Annotated in this window: 18 protein-coding genes; 8 read left to right on the top strand and 10 right to left on the bottom strand. The window is 64.4% G+C overall.

Annotation, left to right across the window (positions count from 1 at the left end; all coding sequences use genetic code 11):
- Positions 1-10: 10 nt before the first annotated feature.
- The 7 genes from ABDW57_RS24220 to ABDW57_RS24250 form a co-directional block, all read right to left on the bottom strand.
- Positions 11-763: a type III pantothenate kinase gene (locus ABDW57_RS24220; RefSeq protein ID WP_343732704.1), complete on the bottom strand. Its 753-nt coding sequence runs from the start codon at positions 761-763 to the stop codon at positions 11-13.
- The gene (locus ABDW57_RS24225) at positions 760-1,563 is read right to left on the bottom strand and encodes a biotin--[acetyl-CoA-carboxylase] ligase (protein ID WP_343732705.1); all 804 of its coding nucleotides are present in this window, start codon (positions 1,561-1,563) and stop codon (positions 760-762) included. The genes ABDW57_RS24220 and ABDW57_RS24225 overlap by 4 nt, the downstream gene beginning before the upstream one ends.
- Before the next feature lie 8 nt (positions 1,564-1,571).
- Positions 1,572-2,366 carry an SDR family oxidoreductase gene (locus tag ABDW57_RS24230; protein WP_343732706.1) on the bottom strand — a complete coding sequence of 265 codons (795 nt, stop codon included), beginning with the start codon at positions 2,364-2,366 and terminating at the stop codon, positions 1,572-1,574.
- Positions 2,367-2,368: 2 nt separating this feature from the next.
- Positions 2,369-3,040, bottom strand: a complete 672-nt coding sequence (locus tag ABDW57_RS24235) for a thiol:disulfide interchange protein DsbA/DsbL (RefSeq protein WP_343732707.1) — start codon at positions 3,038-3,040, stop codon at positions 2,369-2,371.
- Between the two features lie 11 nt (positions 3,041-3,051).
- Entirely contained in the window at positions 3,052-3,762 is a 711-nt protein-coding gene (locus ABDW57_RS24240) for an SPOR domain-containing protein (RefSeq protein WP_343732708.1), read from the bottom strand.
- A 21-nt stretch (positions 3,763-3,783) separates the two neighbouring features.
- A complete protein-coding gene (argS, locus tag ABDW57_RS24245) occupies positions 3,784-5,493 on the bottom strand; it encodes an arginine--tRNA ligase (RefSeq protein WP_343732709.1) in 1,710 nt (569 codons plus the stop codon).
- Positions 5,494-5,602: 109 nt separating this feature from the next.
- Positions 5,603-5,821, bottom strand: a complete 219-nt coding sequence (locus ABDW57_RS24250; RefSeq protein WP_343732710.1) for a hypothetical protein — start codon at positions 5,819-5,821, stop codon at positions 5,603-5,605.
- Positions 5,822-5,968: 147 nt separating this feature from the next.
- On the opposite strand from ABDW57_RS24250, the gene rsmB reads away from it, so the two are divergent.
- The 8 genes from rsmB (at position 5,969) to ABDW57_RS24290 (ending at position 13,968) form a co-directional block, all read left to right on the top strand.
- Positions 5,969-7,375, top strand: coding sequence for a 16S rRNA (cytosine(967)-C(5))-methyltransferase RsmB (gene rsmB / locus ABDW57_RS24255; RefSeq protein ID WP_343732711.1), 1,407 nt, complete (start codon positions 5,969-5,971; stop codon positions 7,373-7,375).
- A gap of 64 nt (positions 7,376-7,439) precedes the next feature.
- Positions 7,440-7,967: a DUF4390 domain-containing protein gene (locus tag ABDW57_RS24260; protein WP_229224369.1), complete on the top strand. Its 528-nt coding sequence runs from the start codon at positions 7,440-7,442 to the stop codon at positions 7,965-7,967.
- A complete protein-coding gene (locus tag ABDW57_RS24265) occupies positions 7,968-10,259 on the top strand; it encodes an ATP-binding protein (RefSeq protein WP_343732712.1) in 2,292 nt (763 codons plus the stop codon).
- Between the two features lie 60 nt (positions 10,260-10,319).
- Positions 10,320-11,033, top strand: a complete 714-nt coding sequence (locus tag ABDW57_RS24270; RefSeq protein ID WP_343732713.1) for a response regulator — start codon at positions 10,320-10,322, stop codon at positions 11,031-11,033.
- 16 nt (positions 11,034-11,049) lie between these two features.
- On the top strand, positions 11,050-11,469 hold the full coding sequence (locus ABDW57_RS24275) for a GTPase (protein WP_343732714.1): 420 nt from the start codon (positions 11,050-11,052) through the stop codon (positions 11,467-11,469).
- Between the two features lie 101 nt (positions 11,470-11,570).
- Positions 11,571-11,828, top strand: a complete 258-nt coding sequence (locus tag ABDW57_RS24280; RefSeq protein WP_343732715.1) for a DUF3567 domain-containing protein — start codon at positions 11,571-11,573, stop codon at positions 11,826-11,828.
- A 39-nt stretch (positions 11,829-11,867) separates the two neighbouring features.
- Positions 11,868-12,641: a class II glutamine amidotransferase gene (locus tag ABDW57_RS24285; RefSeq protein ID WP_343732716.1), complete on the top strand. Its 774-nt coding sequence runs from the start codon at positions 11,868-11,870 to the stop codon at positions 12,639-12,641.
- 46 nt (positions 12,642-12,687) lie between these two features.
- Entirely contained in the window at positions 12,688-13,968 is a 1,281-nt protein-coding gene (locus ABDW57_RS24290; protein WP_343732717.1) for an EAL domain-containing protein, read from the top strand.
- Between the two features lie 15 nt (positions 13,969-13,983).
- Here ABDW57_RS24290 and ABDW57_RS24295 read toward each other — a convergent pair whose 3' ends face one another.
- The 3 genes from ABDW57_RS24295 to ABDW57_RS24305 all read right to left on the bottom strand — a co-directional run bounded on the left by ABDW57_RS24295 (position 13,984) and on the right by ABDW57_RS24305 (position 18,920).
- Positions 13,984-14,361, bottom strand: coding sequence for an SPW repeat protein (locus ABDW57_RS24295; protein WP_343732718.1), 378 nt, complete (start codon positions 14,359-14,361; stop codon positions 13,984-13,986).
- 73 nt (positions 14,362-14,434) lie between these two features.
- On the bottom strand, positions 14,435-18,223 hold the full coding sequence (gene metH, locus ABDW57_RS24300) for a methionine synthase (protein ID WP_343732719.1): 3,789 nt from the start codon (positions 18,221-18,223) through the stop codon (positions 14,435-14,437).
- A 115-nt stretch (positions 18,224-18,338) separates the two neighbouring features.
- On the bottom strand, positions 18,339-18,920 hold the full coding sequence (locus ABDW57_RS24305; protein WP_343732720.1) for a 2-hydroxychromene-2-carboxylate isomerase: 582 nt from the start codon (positions 18,918-18,920) through the stop codon (positions 18,339-18,341).
- Between the last annotated feature and the right edge of the window lies 1 nt (position 18,921).

Here is an 18,921-nt window from a genome sequence, read left to right on the forward strand (position 1 = left end):
AGGTGTTCCTCTATCCGGCGCTGCAGGCGGCAGCGTGTAATCCGATCAGCACAATATTTTCAACGATACGGTACGGTACTTTCAGCATCGGCGCAATGTAGGGCGCGGCACCGCCCGAGATAATGCATTCGGCGGCTTGATGCTGGACGCAGGCATGCTCGATGGCGCCGCTCTGCGCGGCCAGGATGCCGCTCAGGATGGCGTCGTCGGTATTGTCCGCAAATCCATCCGGCAGCTTACCGTCTTGGGCGATCTGCGGCAACTGCGCGGTGTTGCGCGCCAGCGAGCTGGCCATCAGGCCCAGCCCCGGCAGGATCATCCCGCCCAGGAACACGCCGTCCGGGGTCATGGCGTCGATGGTGGTGGCGGTGCCGCAGTTGACCACGATGGCGCGCACGCCCGGCGCCAGCGCGTGGCCGGCGATGGCGGCGGCAAAACGGTCGCAGCCCAGTTGCGCCGGATTGCGGTAGCCATTGGTGACGCCGGCCAGCGCCGGCAGCGAGGCAAACCATGTGACGGGCGTATCGGGCATGCAGCGTTGCAGCACGTATTCCAGCTGCACGCGCAGGGCGTTGCCGGCGACATTGGCGATCAGCACGCGGCTGATGCCGTGGGTGGCGGCGGCTTCGCACCAGACCAGCTCCAGTTGCGGCATGTCGGCGTGGCTGGCGGCACCCGCCGTAGTCCACTGGCCCAGCTGCGCATCCGGCGCGGCCAGCGCCCATTTGACGCGGGTGTTGCCGGCGTCGATCAGTAACATCATGTTGGTGCTCCCGAGAGTCGCAGCGAGACGTCGCCGGACAGGATTTCTACGCGGCCGGCATCGGTGTCCAGCAGCAGGCGGCCTATGTCATCGACACCGGCGGCGCGGCCCTGCTGCACGATGGCGCCGTTGTCCAGCAGGACCACGTCCTTGCCCTGCCACGCGTGCAGGACGTTCCAGCGCTCAGCGAAGGGGGCGAAGCCGGTGTCGTCGAATTCGGCCAGCACCGCGGCCAGGCGGCTGAGCAGGGCGGCCATCAGCTGGTTGCGGTCCATTTGCGCCAGCCATGGCGCGCTGGCCACTTCGCGGCCGATGGCCGTTTCCAGTTCGTCCGGCATGACGAGGTTAATGCCGCAGCCGATGACGGCCCAGATGGCGTCATCGGTCTTCTGCGTTTCGACCAGAATGCCGGCCAGCTTGGCGCCGTCGCGCAGCAGGTCATTCGGCCATTTGATCTGCACCGGCACGCCCAGCGAGGCGATGGTTTCGGCCAGCGCCACGCCGACCGCCATCGGCAGGCCGGACATCTTGTGCAGCGGGCCTTTGAAGGGCCAGGCCAGCGAGAACATCAGCGCGGCGCCGGGCCTGGACAGCCACGAACGGCCGGCACGGCCGCGGCCCGCGGTCTGGTTCTCAGCGATGCGCAGCAACGGGCCGTTCAAGCTGCCAATGCGCGCCAGCAGGTCGGCGTTGGTGGAGCCGGTTTCGGCGACGACTTCAATCGCCACGTGGGTGGCGGAGGTGGCGCAGTGGGCGCTGATGGCAGGGGCGGACAGGCCCGGTGCAAAGTCCTGGTTCATGGCGGTGTTCATCGCGGCGCGGCGGAGCCGGCAGCTTTACGGGGTTTGTGCGGCGCCTTGCCGAAGGCCCAGTCGTAGACGGGATTCGGCAGCAGACGCAGCACCTTGGCGACCATCCCCATCTGCCACGGGATGACGGCGTAGCTGCGGCCGGCGGCGATCACGCGCGCGGCCTGCACGGCAAATTTGTCCGGGTCCATCAGGAACGGCATGGGGTAGGGGTTCTTCTGCGTCATCGGCGTGTCGATGTAGCCGGGGCAGATGGTGACCACGCGGATGCCGTGCGGCTTCATCTCCAGCCTCAGTGATTCGCAGTAGCTGATCACCGCCGCCTTGGAGGCGCTGTACGCTTCGGCGCCCGGCAGGCCGCGGATGCCGGCCACGCTGCCGATGCCCACCAGCCGCCCCGGCGTGCGCTGCGCGCGCATGGCGGCGATAAAGGGCGCGAAGGTGGCGGCGGTGGCCACCACATTGGTGGCGATGATCTCGGCAAAGACGGGAATGTCTTCCGCATACTCGGTCAGCGTGCCGACCGAGATGCCGGCGTTGGCGATCACCACATCAACGCCGCCGGCGTCGCCGAGGAAGGCTTGCGCCGCCTCGTCGATGGCGGCGTGGTCGCGCACATCCACCGCGTAAGCGCGGTGCTGCTGTGGATTGGGGAGCGTGGAGATCAGGGCAGCCAGCGCTTCGCCACGCCGGGCCAGCAGGCCCAGCGTGGCGCCCTGCGCCGCATACTGGCGGGCCAGCGCGGCGCCCAGGCCGCTGGAGGCGCCGGTGATGAAGACGCGCAAAGGCGTCATGCTTACTTCTTCTCTGTCTTGGCTTTGGCGACCAGCATGTCCAGCACCTGCGTCACTTCGCCGTGCAGGTCAGCCTCGGTCTTGGCGGCGTTGACGCCGGCATCGGCCATGGTCGGGGAAGTCATGTACTTGCCGTCCACCGCCAGCATCGGCCACGAGTCGACGTTGTAGGCGTCCATCATGGCGGTCGATTTGCGCACACGGCCGGCCACGCCGAAGCCGCGATAGGTGTCGATGAATTTCTGCTTGTCGATGCCCTGTTTGGCGATGAACTCGAACACCTGCTCGTCGCGGCGCAGCGGGTTGCGGTTGACATGGATTTCCTTGAAGGCCTTGCTGTGCAGTTCGGGCGTCAGCACGCCCATGGCTTCCAGCGTGAAGAACATTTTTTCCTGCGGCAGGTCGGTGCCGGCGCGCGAGATGTGCATGCGCTTGAAGACGATGTTGTCGCCCTGTTTTTTCACCCAGGCGTTGAGCGATTCGTCAAAAGCGGCGCAGTGCGGGCAGGCGTAGTCGAAGAACTCGATGATCTCGACCTTCTTGCCGGTGTCCACCGGCTGCGGCGCCGCCAGGGTTTTGTATTCCACGCCGTTCTTGGGATCGGCCGGGGAGGCGTTGGCGCTCAGCGCCGCGCTGAGGGCGGCGGCGCTCAGGATGAATTTCAGGAATCGCATCGTTACTCCTTTTATTTCTGGTTACGCACAACGGCAACGTCGATGCCGTTTTCGGACAGCTTGCTACGGACCTTGTTCATCGCTTCCACCTGGTTGTAAGGGCCGAGACGCACGCGATGCAGCACGCCGGTGTCGGTCGAACGGTCCGAGATATTCGCTTCAAAGCCCAGCAAGGCCAGCTTGGCGCGCGCGCTTTCGGCGTCGGCTACTTCGCGGAAGGCGCCGGCCTGCAGGTAGTAGATGAATTTGTCGTCGCCGGCGGCGGCATCGGCGGCTTTGGCGGCCGGTTGCGGCGCCACATTGGCGGCATTCGGCGTGGCGGCCGGTGCGGCCGGCTTGGCCGCGGCAGCTGGCGCGGTTGGCGTGCCCTGGATCTTGTCGACCATGGCCTGCAGCTGGTCGGCCGCAGGTTTGGCCGGCGCAGCCGGCGTGGCGGGTGCGGCGGCGGGCGCCGGCTGCTGGTCTTTGGCGAAGTCCCTGGCCGCCTCGCGTGCCGCATCCTTGTTGCCGTACATTGGCTTGTTAGGATCGGCAATCTGTCCCGCCGTTGGTTCCGCCGCCTTGCTCGGGTGGCCCTTGTCCGTGAACGGCGTCGAGCCCTTGGTGATCATCAGCGCCACCACGACCGCGATACTCAGGCCGATGACCAGACCGATAACGATGCCGACGAAGGTGTTGCCCTGCTGTTTCGAACGTGGGGTAAAGCTGGAGCGGAAATTCATTGTGCGGGATGTCCTTCGCAATTACATTTTGTTGGGCGCCGAAACGCCGATCAGCGCCAGACCGTTGCGCAGCACCTGGCGGGTGGCCACCATCAGGGCGATACGCGCGGCTTTCAGCGCTTCGTCGTCAACCAGCACGCGCTCGGCAAAGTAGAAGCTGTGCAGGTTGGCGGCCAGGTCGCGCAGGTAGAACGCGATCTGGTGCGGGCCCAGTTCCGCCTGGGCGCGCGCCAGCGCTTCCGGATAGGCGGCCAGGGTGGCCAGCAGCGCGGCTTCGGTTGGTGCGGTCAGCGGCGACAGATCCACATCCGCCAGCGACGCTTCGTCGCCGGTCCATTGTTCCAGCATGCGGCAGATGCGCGCGTGGGCGTACTGCACGTAGTAGACCGGATTCTCGTCCGAGGTTTTCAGCGCGACGTCGACGTCGAACACGAATTCGGTGTCGGCTTTACGCGAGATCAGGAAGAAGCGCACGGCATCGCGGCCCTTGGTGATGTCGCCGCCGCCCGACCATTCGATCAGGTCGCGCACGGTGACGTAGGAGCCGGCGCGTTTGGAAATCTTGACCTCTTCGCCGCCCTTCATCACGGTGACCATCTTGTGCAGCACGTAGTCCGGGAAGCCTTGCGGGATGCCGACGTTGACCGCCTGCAGGCCGGCGCGCACGCGGGCGATGGTGCCGTGGTGGTCGGAACCCTGGACGTTGATGGCCTGCTGGAAGCCGCGCTGGAACTTGACGATGTGGTAGGCCACGTCCGGCACGAAGTAGGTGTAGGTGCCGTCCTTCTTGCGCATCACGCGGTTCTTGTCGTCGCCGTAGTCTTCGGTGCGCAGCCACAGGGCGCCGTCTTCCTCGTAGGTCTTGCCGGATTTGTTCAGCATCTCGACCGCGGCATCGACCTTGCCGTCCGAGTACAGCGACGATTCGAGGTAGTAGTTGTCGAACTTGACGCCGAAGGCCTGCAGGTCGATGTCCTGCTCATTGCGCAGGTAGGTCACGGCGAAGGCGCGGATCGATTCGATGTCTTCGACGTCGCCGGAGGCGGTGGCTGGCGAACCGTCGGAGGCCGACACGGTCTTTTTGGCCTTGAAGTCTGCTGCGATGTCGGCGATGTAGTCGCCGTTGTAGGCCGATTCCGGCCATTCGGCGTCGCCCGGCTTGTAGCCGCGCAGGCGCGCCTGCACCGAGTTGGCCAGGGTCTGGATCTGCACGCCGGCGTCGTTGTAGTAGAACTCGCGGGTGACGTCATAGCCTTGCGAGACGAACAGCGACGACAGCGCGTCGCCCAGCGCCGCCTGGCGGCCGTGGCCGACGTGCAGCGGGCCGGTCGGGTTGGCGGAGACGAATTCGATGATCACTTTCTTGCCCTGGCCGGCGTCGCCGGAACCGTAGGCGGCGCCTTGCGCCAGCACGGTCTTGACCACCGACTGCTTGGCGGCGGCGCTGACGCGCAGGTTGATGAAGCCCGGACCGGCGATGTCGGCGCTGTCGATCAGGCCGTTGCGGGCCGGGTTGGCCAGCAAAGCGTCGACCAGTTTGGTGGCCAGTTCGCGCGGGTTCATTTTCAGCTGCCTGGCCAGCTGCATGGCGATGTTACAAGCCACATCGCCGTGTGACGGGTCGCGTGGCCGCTCCAGCACGACGTTGGCAACCACTTCGGTGCCGGCGAGGATGGGGGCGAGGGCGGCCTGGAACAGGGCGGTAATGTCTTGTTTTTGTTGGGCTAACATGCGCTTAAAAATTCATCAGATAGTGGAAACGGCAGGCGCGTCGGCGCCGGCCAAACAGCGGTAATTATACTGTGTTGACCGGGGAAAGGCGTCGGGAACGGGGTGTTATCTAATGAATAAACCTGGCCACCGAGAACGCGATGGCGGCAACCATGCCGGTGAGGGTAACCGCCGTGGCGACAAACCAGCGGATAAGCCGCACCTCCAGCTTGGCAATATCTTCCCTTGTCGCGTAGTTCGACTTAATGACTGCGACGTCGATTTCCAGCGCGCCTAACCGTTCAAGGATTTGGTCGGAGGTGGATTCGGTTTTTACCTGGGTAGCCATGTGCCGATACTACGCCTGAAACCGTGCGGTTGTTTGTGTCAAATCAAGCGTAACAGATACAAGTGTTTACATATGTCGTAATCGCCTTGTCATAGGCGCTGCTGTATACTGCGCGATCACGGCCGTCACCCACTCTGGAATTAGCATATGAACAAGCGTCCAACGCTCTCTTTGAAGTCGCCCGCCAAGCCGGCAGCGCCGAAATTGCGCGCCAGCCATGCGCGCGACCTGAAACCAGCGTTGCAGACCGGTTTCCAGACCCGCCTCAAGCCCGATTCGCTGGCGTTCAGCCTGATCGGCGCCGCCAATGCCATCGCCCAGGTGAAAAACGGCACCAACCTGCCGCAGGCGCTGGCCCAGGTCTGGGCCAGGCAGCCGGACACCACGCCGCAGGCGCGCGGCGCCATGCAGGACATCGCCTATCGCGCCATGCGCCAGCTGGGCCAGAGCGAGGCGCTGGTGGCGCTGATGGCGCCGAAAGCGCCGGAGCCCCTGGTGTCGGCCCTGCTGTCCTGCGCGCTGGCCTTGATGACCGCGCCGGACCCGACGCCGCCGTACGAGGAATTCACCGTGGTCGATCAGACCGTCAGCGCCGCCGATGCCCACCCGGACACCGCCCGCGCCAAGGGCATGGTCAACGCCGTGCTGCGCCGCTTCCTGCGCGAGCGCCAGGCGCTGCTGGACACGGCCCTGCTGCAACCGGTAGCAAAATGGAATTATCCGCAGTGGTGGATCGACGCCGTCAAGACCGCCTGGCCGCAGGACTGGCAGGGCGTGCTGGCGACCGGCAACACCGCGCCGCCGCTGACCCTGCGCATCAACGCCCGCAAGACCAGCATGCAGCAATACCTGGCCACGCTGGCCGAGGCCGGCATGGCCGCGCGCCAGATCGGTCCGTACGCGGTGCGCCTGGACAAACCGGTCGGCGTGCAGCTGATTCCCGGCTTTGCCGAAGGCCTGGTCTCGGTGCAGGACGCCGGCGCCCAGCTGGCCGCGCCGCTGCTGGACGTCCAGCACGGCATGCGGGTGCTGGACGCCTGCGCCGCGCCCGGCGGCAAGACTTGCCACATCCTGGAACTGGCCGATGCCCAGGTCACCGCGCTGGACGCCGATCCCAAGCGGCTGGCGCGCGTGGGCGAAAACCTCGACCGCCTGCAGCTCCAGGCCACCCTGAAGCCGGCCGAAGCCCAGAACAGGGACTGGTGGGACGGCCAGCCGTTCGACCGCATCCTGGCCGACGTGCCGTGCACCGCCTCCGGCATCGTGCGCCGCCATCCGGATATCCGCTGGCTGCGCCGCAAGGCCGACACGCTCCAACTTGCAACACTTTCCGGAAAAATCCTGGACAACCTTTGGCAGATGCTGGCACCGGGTGGTAAATTGTTATTCGTGACATGTTCCTTGTGGCCGCAGGAATCCGAGGCGCAGGCGGCCGCGTTTGCTGTACGCAACCAGGCTGTCCGACTGGATGCGCCCGGCCAATTGCTCCCCGCCGGCGGCTCCGGGCAGGATCACGATGGTTTGTTCTACGCGCTGTTTGAGAAAAATGCGTAACCTCTTGAGTACCGGCCCACACGTGACACAACGATTTTTTCGACTTCTGATCGGATCCCTGCTGATGCTGCTGGCATTGCTGCCGCTGGCATCGCGCGCATCCGAGGGCGTGGAAATCCGTCGTTCGCTGGTGGAGGCCACCGAGGATGGCTACCGCCTGTCCGCCACCTACGGCTTCGAACTCAGCCGTGAGATGGAAGATGCCCTGCAATACGGCAAGACCCTGTACTTCTACACCGAGATCGAATTCACCCGCCCGCGCTGGTACTGGTTTGATGAAAAAGCCATCACCGCGCGCCAGACCATCAGCCTGTCGTACAACGTCCTGACCCGCCAGTACAACGTGGCCATCAGTGGCAATGTGCACCAGAGCTTCTCGTCGCTGGACGACGCCCTGTTCCTGATCCGCCGCCCCAACCGCTGGCTGGTGGCGCCGCGCGGCGCGCTCAAGGTGGGCGAAGTGTATAACGTCAAGCTGAGCATGGGGCTGGACCCCAACTACGTGCCCAAGCCGCTCAAGGTCAATGCCCTGAACAACAATGAGTGGCGCCTGGCGTCCGACAAGAAATCCTTCCAGTACAGGGCCGAGTAAGTGAATACGGCCCTGCGGTATTTTTCGGTCGTGGGCGGCGGCATCGTCAGTATACTGCTGTTCCTGCTGGCCTCGGCCTCCGACAATTCCGGCTTTTTCGACCGCTACTATGGCTGGCTGCTGGGCCTGAACGCGGCGGTGGCGGTGGCCTTGCTGCTGCTGGTGGCGGTTTCCCTGTTCCGCCTGTACGCGCGCTACAAGGCCGGCAAGTTCGGTTCCAAGCTGATGACCCGGCTGGTGCTGCTGTTTGCCGGCATCGGCGTGTTGCCGGGACTGGTGATCTTCATGGTGTCGGTGCTGTTCGTTTCCCATTCGATCGATTCCTGGTTCAACGTGCCGGTGGAAGAGGCGTTGGAATCGGGCATCAACCTGTCGCGCGCCGGCCTGGACCGCGCGGTCGGCGAGCTGACCCAGACCGCCAACCGCACCGTGCAGGAGCTGGCCGACCGCCCGTTCGGCACCGAGCGCGCCACCCTGGCGGCGGTGGTCAAGAACGAACCCGGCATGCAGAACGCCATCATTGTCGACGCCGAGGGCGGGCTGGTGGTCAGCGCCCGCGCCAGCCGCAGCGGCAACCTCAGCGCCGACCTGCCGAGCCGCGACATGATGGCCAGGGTGAAAAAGGATGCGGTGTACGGCGCCCCCGAGGGCGGCAACGAGCTGCACAGCGACCTGGTCAACGCGCCGCAGCCGGCCGAGGCGGTCAACCAGCTGCGCCTGCGCGTGCTGGTCGCCATCCCCGACCATGTCCAGCCCAACGGCACCCACCTGGCGCCGCGCTACCTGCAACTGCTGCAGCTGGCGCCCGCCCAGCTGGCGGCCGACGGCGAAACCATCCGCCGCGCCTACGCCGACTACAAGGAACGTTTCGACGCCCGCGTCGGCCTGCGCAAGATGTATATCGTGACGCTGACGCTGACCCTGCTGCTGGCGGTGTTCGGCGCCATCGCCAGCGCCTTCCTGATTGCCAGCGACCTGGCCCAGCCGCTGCTGCTGCTGGCCGAGGGCACGCGCGCGGTGGCCGAGGGCGACCTGTCGCCGCGGCCGATCGTGGCCACCTCCGATGAGCTGGGCACCCTGACGCAATCGTTCAACACCATGACGCGCCAGCTGTCGGACGCCCGCACCGCCGTCGAGCGCAACCGCGCCGCGCTGCAGAATGCCAAGGCCCACCTGGAATCGGTGCTGGCCAATATGTCGGCCGGGGTGATGGTGCTGGACCATGAATTCCACCTGATCAGCTGCAACGACTCGGTCGAGCGCATCCTGCAGCAGGCCGGCGTCACCATGATTGGCCAGAAGCTGGACCAGATTGAAGGCCTGCAGGAATTCGGCGGCGCCATCGTGGCCGCGTTTGCCGCGCAGAATGCGCAATCGGCGGCCGGCCGCAACATCGCGCGCCTGCACTGGCAGCGCCAGATCGAGGTGCCGCGCCCGTCGGCCGGGGTCGAGGGCAACGACCTGACCCTGCTGACGCGCGGCTCGCGCCTGCCGGTCGAAGGCGGCAGCGGCTACCTGGTGGTGTTTGACGATATTTCCGACGTGATTTCGGCCCAGCGCTCAATCGCCTGGGGCGAGGTGGCGCGCCGCCTGGCGCATGAAATCAAGAATCCGCTGACGCCGATCCAGCTGTCGGCCGAACGCATGCAGATGAAGCTGGAAGACAAGCTGATGCCGTCCGACGCCGAGCTGCTCAACAAGGGCACCGCCACCATCGTCAACCAGGTGGCGGCCATGAAGCGCATGGTGGACGACTTCCGCGACTACGCCAAGACGCCGCCGGCGGTGCTGGAGCCGCTCGACCTGAACGCGCTGGTGGACGAGATCCTGCACCTGTACATCAGCGGCGAGGGCAACGACATCATTCACCCGGCGCTGGCGCCCGGCCTGCCGCTGGTGATGGGCGATCCGACCCAGTTGCGGCAGGTGATCCACAACCTGCTGCAGAACGCCCAGGACGCCATGGCCGAGTTGCCGGACGGCGCACCGCAGGCACGCATTGACGTGATCACCGAAGCCATTCATTATCAGGGCGCGGATGGCAGCACGCGCACGGCGGTGCGGCTGGCGATCTCGGACAACGGCCCCGGTTTCGCGCCGAAAATCCTGGCGCGGGCGTTTGAACCGTACGTGACATCGAAGGCGCGCGGCACCGGCCTCGGCCTGGCGATGGTGAAAAAAATTATCGAGGAACATGGCGGACGGATCGATATCCAGAACCATGTCGATAGAAGTGGCGCGTCAGTGTTGATTTTGCTGTTAAAGTTAGCACCGGCGTCGCAAAATAGCTGAAGTGCTATGAACTACAAAAATCATTGCCGTCCATAGACGGCGAAATGAGGACAAGGGAAGATGGCAAACATTCTGGTTGTTGACGATGAAATGGGTATCCGCGAGTTGCTCTCGGAAATCTTGAGCGACGAAGGACATGCAATACAACTGGCGGAAAACGCCCAGCAGGCACGCGAAGCGCGCGCCCAGGGTGCGCCGGACCTGGTGCTGCTCGATATCTGGATGCCGGATACCGACGGCGTCACGCTGCTCAAGGAATGGCAGCGCGACGGCTTGCTGACCATGCCGGTGATCATGATGTCGGGCCACGCGACCATCGATACAGCGGTCGAAGCCACCCGCATCGGCGCCCTGAACTTCCTGGAAAAACCGATTGCCCTGCAAAAGCTGCTGAAAGCGGTGCAGGCCGGCCTGACCCGCGCCCAGGAAACTGTGCGCGCGCCGGCGCTGGCGGCCCGTCCGGTGGCGGCGGCGCAGCCGGAAGAAGCGGCCTCGACCGGTTTCGTGCAGCCGACCGCCTCGGCCGCCATTGCCGTGCGTGGCGGCGCCACCGTGGCCGGCGCCGACAACCACATGTTCAACCTGTCCTTCGACCTGCCGCTGCGCGAAGCGCGCGACGCCTTCGAGCGCATGTACTTCGAGCACCACCTGGGCCGGGAAGGCGGCAGCATGACGCGCGTGGCCGAGAAGACCGGCCTGGAGCGCACCCACCTGTACCGCAAGCTCAAGCAGCTGGGCGTGGAGCCGGGCAAACTGGCCAAGAAGGGCGCCTGAGTTAGTGCCCGGCAGCGTGACCAGTCCCGCCGGCGCCGCGGCCGCCCATCACCGGCCGCCGGTGCCGACCTGGCTGGTCACCGGCCCCCGCGCCGGCGCGCGCGAGGCGGCGATTGCGGCCCATCTCCCCAAAGAGGGGGCCAGCGTCATCATTCTGGAGGGTTTGTCGGACGGTGGTTCGGCCTTATCCTTTGATCCTGCGGATGGCCCTTTCCCTTACGAAATAGTGCCGCAAGTGTTGCGTATCGCACCAGGCTGCCTGCATTGCAGCGGTAATCTGATTTTGCGAGTAACATTAAACCGTGTGCTGCGCCGTCCCCCCGCGCAGCTCTACCTCAGCCTGGCCTCCGCCGAGCACCTGGAACAGCTGCGTTCCTGGTTGTCCGAGGCGCCCTACGGGGCCTTGCTGGATTTGCAAGACGACATCGCGGCCTAGCCCCAGCCCGCTGATCTGGCCTTGAAATGGCCCGTTTTCGGCCCCAACTGGGTTCCGAAGGCGGAAACGCAGGTGTTTCGCCCCTTGTGAAAGGATGCAAAATGAACCTCATCTACAACAGCGAGCAATACAGTGTTGTCGAATTCGGCGCGGACCGGAACCTGGAGGCCTTGCGCTTCGGAGGTTATGAAATCGTCGATAAGGGCGGCAAACGCGAGATCTTCATTGCCGGCGTGCTGGCACAGAATTTCCGCCGCGACGTCAATGAGCTGATCGCCAATGAACCCACCATGGCGGAGATCGATGAATTTTTGGGCAGCTACGACGCGCTGATGAGCCAGCCAGTCCTGCTGCATTAAAAGGGGCCCGCACGCGCATGGCGTGGTTATAATCACGCCATGTGCCAACTACTAGGAATGAACTGCAATGTCCCGACCGACATTGTGTTCAGCTTTACCGGCTTTGCCATGCGTGGCGGCCAGACCGACACCCACCACGACGGCTGGGGCATTGCCTTTTTTGAGGGCGCCGGCGTGCGCCATTTCGTCGATCACCAGGCGGCCATCGCTTCGCCGATTGCCGAGCTGATCAAGCGTTACCCGATCAAATCCACCAACGTCATTGCCCACATCCGCAAGGCCACGCAGGGCCAGGTGGCGCTGGAGAATTGCCACCCCTTCGTGCGCGAGCTGTGGGGGCAGTACTGGGTGTTTGCCCACAATGGCGACCTGAAGGAATTCAATCCGGTGCTGAACGGCGCCTTCCGCCCGGTCGGCACCACCGACAGCGAGCGGGCTTTCTGCTACATCCTGCAGCAGCTGCGGGCCCGCTTTGGCGAGCAGCGGCCGCCGCTGGCGCAGCTGCGCTCTGTGCTGAGCTCGCTGGTGCATGAAATTGCCACCCACGGCACCTTCAACATGATGCTGTCCTCGGGCGGCGAGCTGTTTGCCCATTGCTCGACCCATCTGTTCTATCTGGTGCGGCAGCACCCGTTCGACACCGCCAAGCTGTCCGACGAGGATGTCAGCGTCGATTTTTCCCAGGTGACCACGCCCAACGACCGGGTCGCCATCATCGTCACCCAGCCGCTGACCACCAACGAGCAGTGGACCGCCTTCCTGCCTGGCGAGCTGAAACTCTTTATCGACGGGGTCCCGCAAGCGGTAGATTGAGCTAAATTTGCAAGACACGGCAGCGCATTGCTGTCAAAATAGGCAAATGATCGATCTGACTCTACATGACTCCGGCCCCCGCAGCTTGCGCGTGCGCGAGTTCTATCTGGGCCGCCAGCCCATCCTGGACCGCAACCAGGCCTTGTTCGGCTATGAGTTGCTGTTTCGCAACGCGCCGGTCGGGCCGGCCCATGTCACCAATGATCTGACCGCCACCGCCGCCGTGATTGCGCACGCCTCGCAGCTGGGGATGGAGAAAACCATCGGCGACGCGCTGGGCTTCGTCAACGTCGATGCCAGTGTCATCATGAGCGACATTTTCCCCTTCCTGCCGCGTGAGAAGGTGGTGCTGGAGATCATCAACACCATGCCGGCCACGCCCGAGGTGCTGACCCGCATCCGCGAACTGGCGGGCCATGGCTTCAGCTTTGCGCTGGACGATGTCACCGGCGAGAATCCGGACGTGCTGGCGCTGCTGCCGCTGGTCGACTATGTCAAGATGGACATGCGCAATATTCCGCTGTCGTCGCTGATGAAACTGGCGCCGCGCTTCCGTCAGGACAAGAAAAAGCTGGTGGCGGAAAAAGTCGAAACGCGCGAAGAATTCAAGAATTGCCTGGATCTCGGCTTTGATTATTTCCAGGGCTATTACTTCTCCAAGCCGGTCATCATGAGCGGCAAGAAGCTGTCGCCGTCGCAGCTGGCGGTGATGGAGCTGATGACGCTGGTCACCTCGGATGCCGACAACCAGGAAATCGAGCGCGCCATCAAGCGCGACGTGTCGCTGGCCTTGAACCTGCTGCGGCTGGTGAACACGCCGGCGGTGGGCGCGCGCCAGCGCATCGATTCACTGAGCCAGGCCGTGACCATCCTGGGGCGCCGCCAGTTGCAGCGCTGGCTGCAAATCATGCTGTACGCCGAGCCGAGCAAGCGCGGCCACAGCATGACGCCGCTGCTGATGCTGGCCACCACCCGCGGCCGCCTGCTGGAGCTGTTGGCCGGCAAGCTGCGGCCGAGCCAGCGCGAGTCGGCCGACATCGCGTTCACGGTCGGCATCATGTCGCTGATGGACACCCTGTTCGGCATTTCCATGGCCGAGATCCTGGAGCAGATCCCGGTCAGCGACGAGGTGCGCGGCGCCTTGCTGCACCGCGCCGGCTTCTTTGGCGACCTGCTCAAGCTGGTCGAATGCATCGAGCGCATTGAAGAAATGGACAGCCACATCGTGCCGACCCTGCGCGACCTCGCCATGTCCACCGATGAACTGGTGGAGCTGGAAATGGCCGCGTTTGAATGGAGCGATAACGTGGTGCGCTACGCGCTGTAAGGCACCACGGCCGGGTCAGGTCGCATGGCCGGCGCCCGGCCAGTGCTTGACCAGTTCGGGATCGGTCCGCATCTCCCACAGCGCCAGCACGGCCACGCCCAGGCCGACGATCAGCGAGTTCCACATCAACTCGGTGTTATCCTCGATGCGCAGCACCCACGGCGACACCGCCACCCAGATCCCCACCAGCAGATTGAGCACCACGGCCCAGAAGTAGGTCTTGTACAGATCGAACGCCGCCAGCAGCACCATCACCGCGCCCGAGATGAATGCGGTCCACGCCTGGATCGATGGAATCGGATAGCCGAATACCCACGGCGTAATGAAGAACCACAGGCCCAGCAGCAGGATCAGCTGATCCTGCCAGCGTTTGACAGATGGATTGTTTGCCATATTGCCTCCCAAGTAGATGCCGCCGGCTGGCGGCGTTCTACTTAGGCAGGCAAGGCATGCAAAAAGTTCAACCTCAGGAGAGGTTCGGCGCCAGCCAGCGTTCCAGCTCGGCCTTGTCGACGCCACGGCGCGCCGCCATGTCGCTGACCTGGTCATCCCCGATTTTGCCGACCACGAAGTACTTCGACTCCGGATGGGCGAAGTAGAAGCCGGACACCGCCGCGCCCGGATACATGGCGTAGGAATCGGTCAGCTGCATGCCGATCTCCTCGGCCTGCATGGTGTGGAACATCTCGCGCTTGACGGTGTGCTCCGGGCAGGCCGGATAGCCGGGCGCCGGACGGATGCCGATGTATTTCTCGGCGATCAGGTCTTCATTGCTGAGCGACTCGTTCGGCTGGTAACCCCACAGGTCGGTGCGCACGCGCTCGTGCAGGTATTCGGCAAACGCTTCGGCCAGGCGGTCGGCCAGCGATTTCAGCATGATCGACGAGTAGTCGTCGTGCGCGTCTTCAAAGCGCTTCTCGTGCTTCTCGATGCCGAGGCCGGCGGTCACGGCGAACATGCCGATGTAATCCTTGATGCCGCTGTCCTTCGGCGCGATGAAGTCGGCCAGGCACTGGTTCGGACGCTGCACGCCATCCACCAGCGGCTTCACCCCTTGCTGGCGCAGGCCGTAGTAGGTGAAGTCCACGGTGCTGCGCGTGTCGTCGGTGTAGACCTCGATATCGTCATCGTTGACCGAGTTGGCCGGCAGCAGCGAAATGACGCCGTTGGCGGTCAGCCAGCGGCCGTCGATCAGCTTCTTCAGCATGGCCTGGCCTTCTTCAAATACCTTGGTGGCGGCTTCGCCCACCACCTCATCGGTCAGGATGGCCGGGAAGGGGCCGGCCAGATCCCAGGTCTGGAAGAACGGACCCCAGTCGATGTATCTGGCGATGGTGGCCAGGTCGACGTTCTTGAACTCGCGGCGGCCAATGAACTTCGGTTTCACCGGCGCGAACGCCAGCTTCATCTTGTTGGCGCGCGCCTCGGCCAGCGGCAGCATCGGCAGCGCTTTCTTGTTGGCGTGCTGTTCGCGGATGCGCTCGTAATCCTGTTCCAGTTCGGCGATGTACTGCTCGCGCGATTCCGGCGTCAACAGCGACTGCGCCACCGACACCGAACGCGAGGCATCCGGCACGTACACTACCGGACCATCGTAATTGTGGGCGATCTTCACCGCCGTGTGGGCGCGGCTGGTGGTGGCGCCGCCGATCAGCAGCGGAATCTTCAGCATGCGGAAGTGCTCGTCGCGCTGCATTTCCTTGGCCACGTGGGCCATCTCTTCCAGCGACGGCGTGATCAGGCCGGACAGGCCGATGATGTCGGCGTTCTCCAGCTTGGCCTTGGCCAGGATTTCCGAGGCCGGCACCATCACGCCCATGTTCACCACTTCGAAGTTATTGCATTGCAGGACCACCGAGACGATGTTCTTGCCGATGTCGTGCACGTCGCCCTTCACGGTGGCGATGACGATCTTGCCCTTCGGTTTGGCGACGATGCCGGTGCGTTTTTCTTCCGCCAGCTTTTCTTCCTCAATGAACGGGATCAGATGCGCCACGGCCTGTTTCATCACGCGCGCCGACTTCACCACCTGCGGCAGGAACATCTTGCCCTGGCCGAACAGGTCGCCGACGATGTTCATGCCATCCATCAGCGGGCCTTCGATCACGTGGATCGGCCGGCCGCCCCTGGCCGCCACGGCGGCGCGCATTTCTTCCGTGTCGTCGGTGATGAACTGGGTGATGCCGTGCACCAGCGCGTGCGCCAGGCGCTTCTCGACCGGGCCGTTGCGCCATTCCAGCGTGGCCGCTTCCTGCTTGCCGGCGCCGGCTTTCAGCGTGCCGGCGAATTCGATCATGCGTTCGGTGGCGTCTTCGCGGCGGTTCAGCACCACGTCTTCCACGCGCTCGCGCAGTTCCGGTTCCAGATCGTCGTACACGCCGACCATGCCGGCGTTGACGATGCCCATGGTCATACCGGCCTTGATGGCGTGGTACAGGAATACGGTGTGGATGGCTTCCCGCGCCGGGTCGTTGCCGCGGAACGAGAACGAGACGTTGGACACGCCGCCCGAGATTTTCGCGTGCGGCAGGTTGTCCTTGATCCAGCGGGTGGCGTTGATGAAGTCGACCGCGTAGTTGTTGTGCTCCTCGATGCCGGTGGCGACCGCGAAGATGTTCGGGTCGAAGATGATGTCTTCCGGCGGGAAGCCGACTTTCTCGGTCAGCACCTGGTAGGCGCGGCCGCAGATTTCGATCTTGCGTTCGAAGGTGTCGGCCTGGCCTTTTTCGTCGAAGGCCATGACGATGACGGCGGCGCCGTAAGCGCGGCACAGCTTGGCCTGGCGGATGAATTCTTCCTCGCCTTCCTTCATCGAGATGGAGTTGACGATGGACTTGCCCTGCACGCATTTCAGGCCGGCTTCGATCACCGACCATTTCGACGAGTCGATCATGATCGGCACGCGCGAGATGTCCGGTTCGGAGGCGATCAGGTTGAGGAAGCGGGTCATCGCGGCTTGCGAGTCCAGCATGGCCTCGTCCATGTTGATGTCGATGACCTGGGCGCCGTTTTCCACCTGCTGACGGGCCACGCTCAGGGCTTCGTCGTACTGCTCGTTCAGGATCATGCGGGCGAAGGCCTTGGAGCCGGTGACGTTGGTGCGCTCGCCCACGTTGACGAACAGCGAGTTGTCATCGATGGTGAACGGCTCCAGGCCGGACAGGCGCTGCGCGATCGGCACTTGCGGCACGGCGCGCGGCGGGACAGTGGCCAGGATGTCGCCGATGGCCTTGATGTGGTCCGGCGTGGTGCCGCAGCAGCCGCCGGCGACGTTGATGAAGCCCGCTTCGGCAAATTCCTTCAGCAGGGCCGAGGTATCGGCCGGCAGCTCGTCGAAGCCGGTGTCGCTCATCGGGTTGGGCAGGCCGGCGTTCGGGTAGATGCAGACGTAGGTGTCGGCGATCTGCGACAGCTCTTCGGCGTAGGGACGCATCAGCGCCGCGCCGAGCGCGCAGTTGAGGCCGATGGTCAGCGGCTTGGCGTGGCGCACCGAGTTCCAGAAGGCCGGCACGGTCTGGCCGGACAGGATGCGGCCGGAGGCGTCGGTCACGGTGCCGGAGATCATCAGCGGCAGGCGTTCCTGCGCCGGGTGGTCTTCGTAGTATTTGTCGATGGCGAACAGCGCGGCCTTGCAGTTCAGCGTATCGAAGATGGTTTCCACCAGCAGCAGGTCGACGCCGCCGTCGATCAGGCCCTTGGTCTGTTCGTAGTAGGCGTCCACCAGCTGGTCGAAAGTGATGTTGCGGGCGCCGGGGTCGTTGACGTCCGGCGAGATCGAGGCGGTTTTGGGCGTCGGGCCGAGCGCGCCGGCGACGAAGCGCGGCTTGTCGGCGCTGCTGTACTTGGCGGTGGCGGCGCGTGCCAGCTTGGCCGCCTGCACATTCATTTCGTAGGCCAGGTGGCCCATGTAGTAATCGTCCTGGGCGATCCAGGTGGCGCCGAAGGTGTTGGTTTCAATGATGTCGGCGCCGCCGGCCAGGTAGCGCTCGTGGATTTCCTGAATCACATGCGGCTGGGTCAGCGTCAGCAGCTCGTTGTTGCCCTTGACGAAGAGTTCGCGCGCGCCGCTGTCTGCGGGGGCGGCGAAGTCAATGAACTGGCCGTTCGGGCCGCCGCGATAGGCGGTCTCATCCAGCTTGTACTGCTGGATGATGGTGCCCATGGCGCCGTCGAGGATCATGATGCGGCGGGCGAGGATCTCGCGCAGCTGCGCATCGGTCTTGGACATGACGGGATGGGACACGGTGTTATTCATTTGATATCTCTAAGGTCATAGGGAGGCGCGCCCAAGGCAGAGGGCGGTCTGAGATTATACGGCATCCCTGAATAAGCTTCAGCCGGCAGAGGCATTGCCGCAACAATCTGCTGTTTCAGCGTGCGGCAAGGGCCAGGGCGTCGCTGAGGCGGTCGTTGCCCCAGTACATTTCAGGGCCGACGAAGAAGGTGGGGGCGCCGAAGATGTGACGTGATCTGGCTTCCTCGCCGCGGGCGCGCAGGCGGGCTTTGTTGTCGTCGGATTGGGCCGCGCTGAGCAGGGCTGGCGCGTCCAGGCCGATGCTCGTCAGGATGGCGGCGATGACGGTGTTGCTGCCGATGTCTTCGTCGTGCTCAAAGTTGGCCAGCATGACGCGGGCGCAGAATTCGGCCATCCAGGGCTGGTGTTCGCCCAGTAGCGCCACGCGCGCCGCCAGCAGCGAGCGGCGCGGGAATTCGGACGGCCGGCGCCAGGGCAGGCCGTATTTCGCGCATTCGCGCGGCATGTCCTGCCAGACGTAGTCGCCTTTGTCCTTCTGCAGTACGAACGGCGAGTTGTCCCAGCCCTGTTCCTTGAAGATGGGGCCGAGCAGGAAGGGCTTCCATTGCACCACCACTTCTTGTTGCCGCGCCAGGCGCAGCACGCTCAGGTAGCTGTAGTTGCTGGCGAAGTCGAACCAGCAGGCAATTTCTTTCATG

The organism is Duganella sp. (assembly GCF_039595735.1).
GTDB lineage: Bacteria > Pseudomonadota > Gammaproteobacteria > Burkholderiales > Burkholderiaceae_D > Rugamonas.

Coding starts and splice junctions, on each gene's coding strand:
- argS (WP_343732709.1), bottom strand. CDS start 5,493: ATGTTAGCCCAACAAAAACAAGACATTACCGCCCTGTTCCAGGCCGCC.
- ABDW57_RS24220 (WP_343732704.1), bottom strand. CDS start 763: ATGATGTTACTGATCGACGCCGGCAACACCCGCGTCAAATGGGCGCTG.
- ABDW57_RS24280 (WP_343732715.1), top strand. CDS start 11,571: ATGAACCTCATCTACAACAGCGAGCAATACAGTGTTGTCGAATTCGGC.
- ABDW57_RS24250 (WP_343732710.1), bottom strand. CDS start 5,821: ATGGCTACCCAGGTAAAAACCGAATCCACCTCCGACCAAATCCTTGAA.
- ABDW57_RS24270 (WP_343732713.1), top strand. CDS start 10,320: ATGGCAAACATTCTGGTTGTTGACGATGAAATGGGTATCCGCGAGTTG.
- metH (WP_343732719.1), bottom strand. CDS start 18,223: ATGAATAACACCGTGTCCCATCCCGTCATGTCCAAGACCGATGCGCAG.
- ABDW57_RS24240 (WP_343732708.1), bottom strand. CDS start 3,762: ATGAATTTCCGCTCCAGCTTTACCCCACGTTCGAAACAGCAGGGCAAC.
- ABDW57_RS24305 (WP_343732720.1), bottom strand. CDS start 18,920: ATGAAAGAAATTGCCTGCTGGTTCGACTTCGCCAGCAACTACAGCTAC.
- ABDW57_RS24230 (WP_343732706.1), bottom strand. CDS start 2,366: ATGACGCCTTTGCGCGTCTTCATCACCGGCGCCTCCAGCGGCCTGGGC.
- ABDW57_RS24290 (WP_343732717.1), top strand. CDS start 12,688: ATGATCGATCTGACTCTACATGACTCCGGCCCCCGCAGCTTGCGCGTG.
- rsmB (WP_343732711.1), top strand. CDS start 5,969: ATGAACAAGCGTCCAACGCTCTCTTTGAAGTCGCCCGCCAAGCCGGCA.
- ABDW57_RS24285 (WP_343732716.1), top strand. CDS start 11,868: ATGTGCCAACTACTAGGAATGAACTGCAATGTCCCGACCGACATTGTG.
- ABDW57_RS24260 (WP_229224369.1), top strand. CDS start 7,440: ATGCTGCTGGCATTGCTGCCGCTGGCATCGCGCGCATCCGAGGGCGTG.
- ABDW57_RS24235 (WP_343732707.1), bottom strand. CDS start 3,040: ATGCGATTCCTGAAATTCATCCTGAGCGCCGCCGCCCTCAGCGCGGCG.
- ABDW57_RS24225 (WP_343732705.1), bottom strand. CDS start 1,563: ATGAACCAGGACTTTGCACCGGGCCTGTCCGCCCCTGCCATCAGCGCC.
- ABDW57_RS24295 (WP_343732718.1), bottom strand. CDS start 14,361: ATGGCAAACAATCCATCTGTCAAACGCTGGCAGGATCAGCTGATCCTG.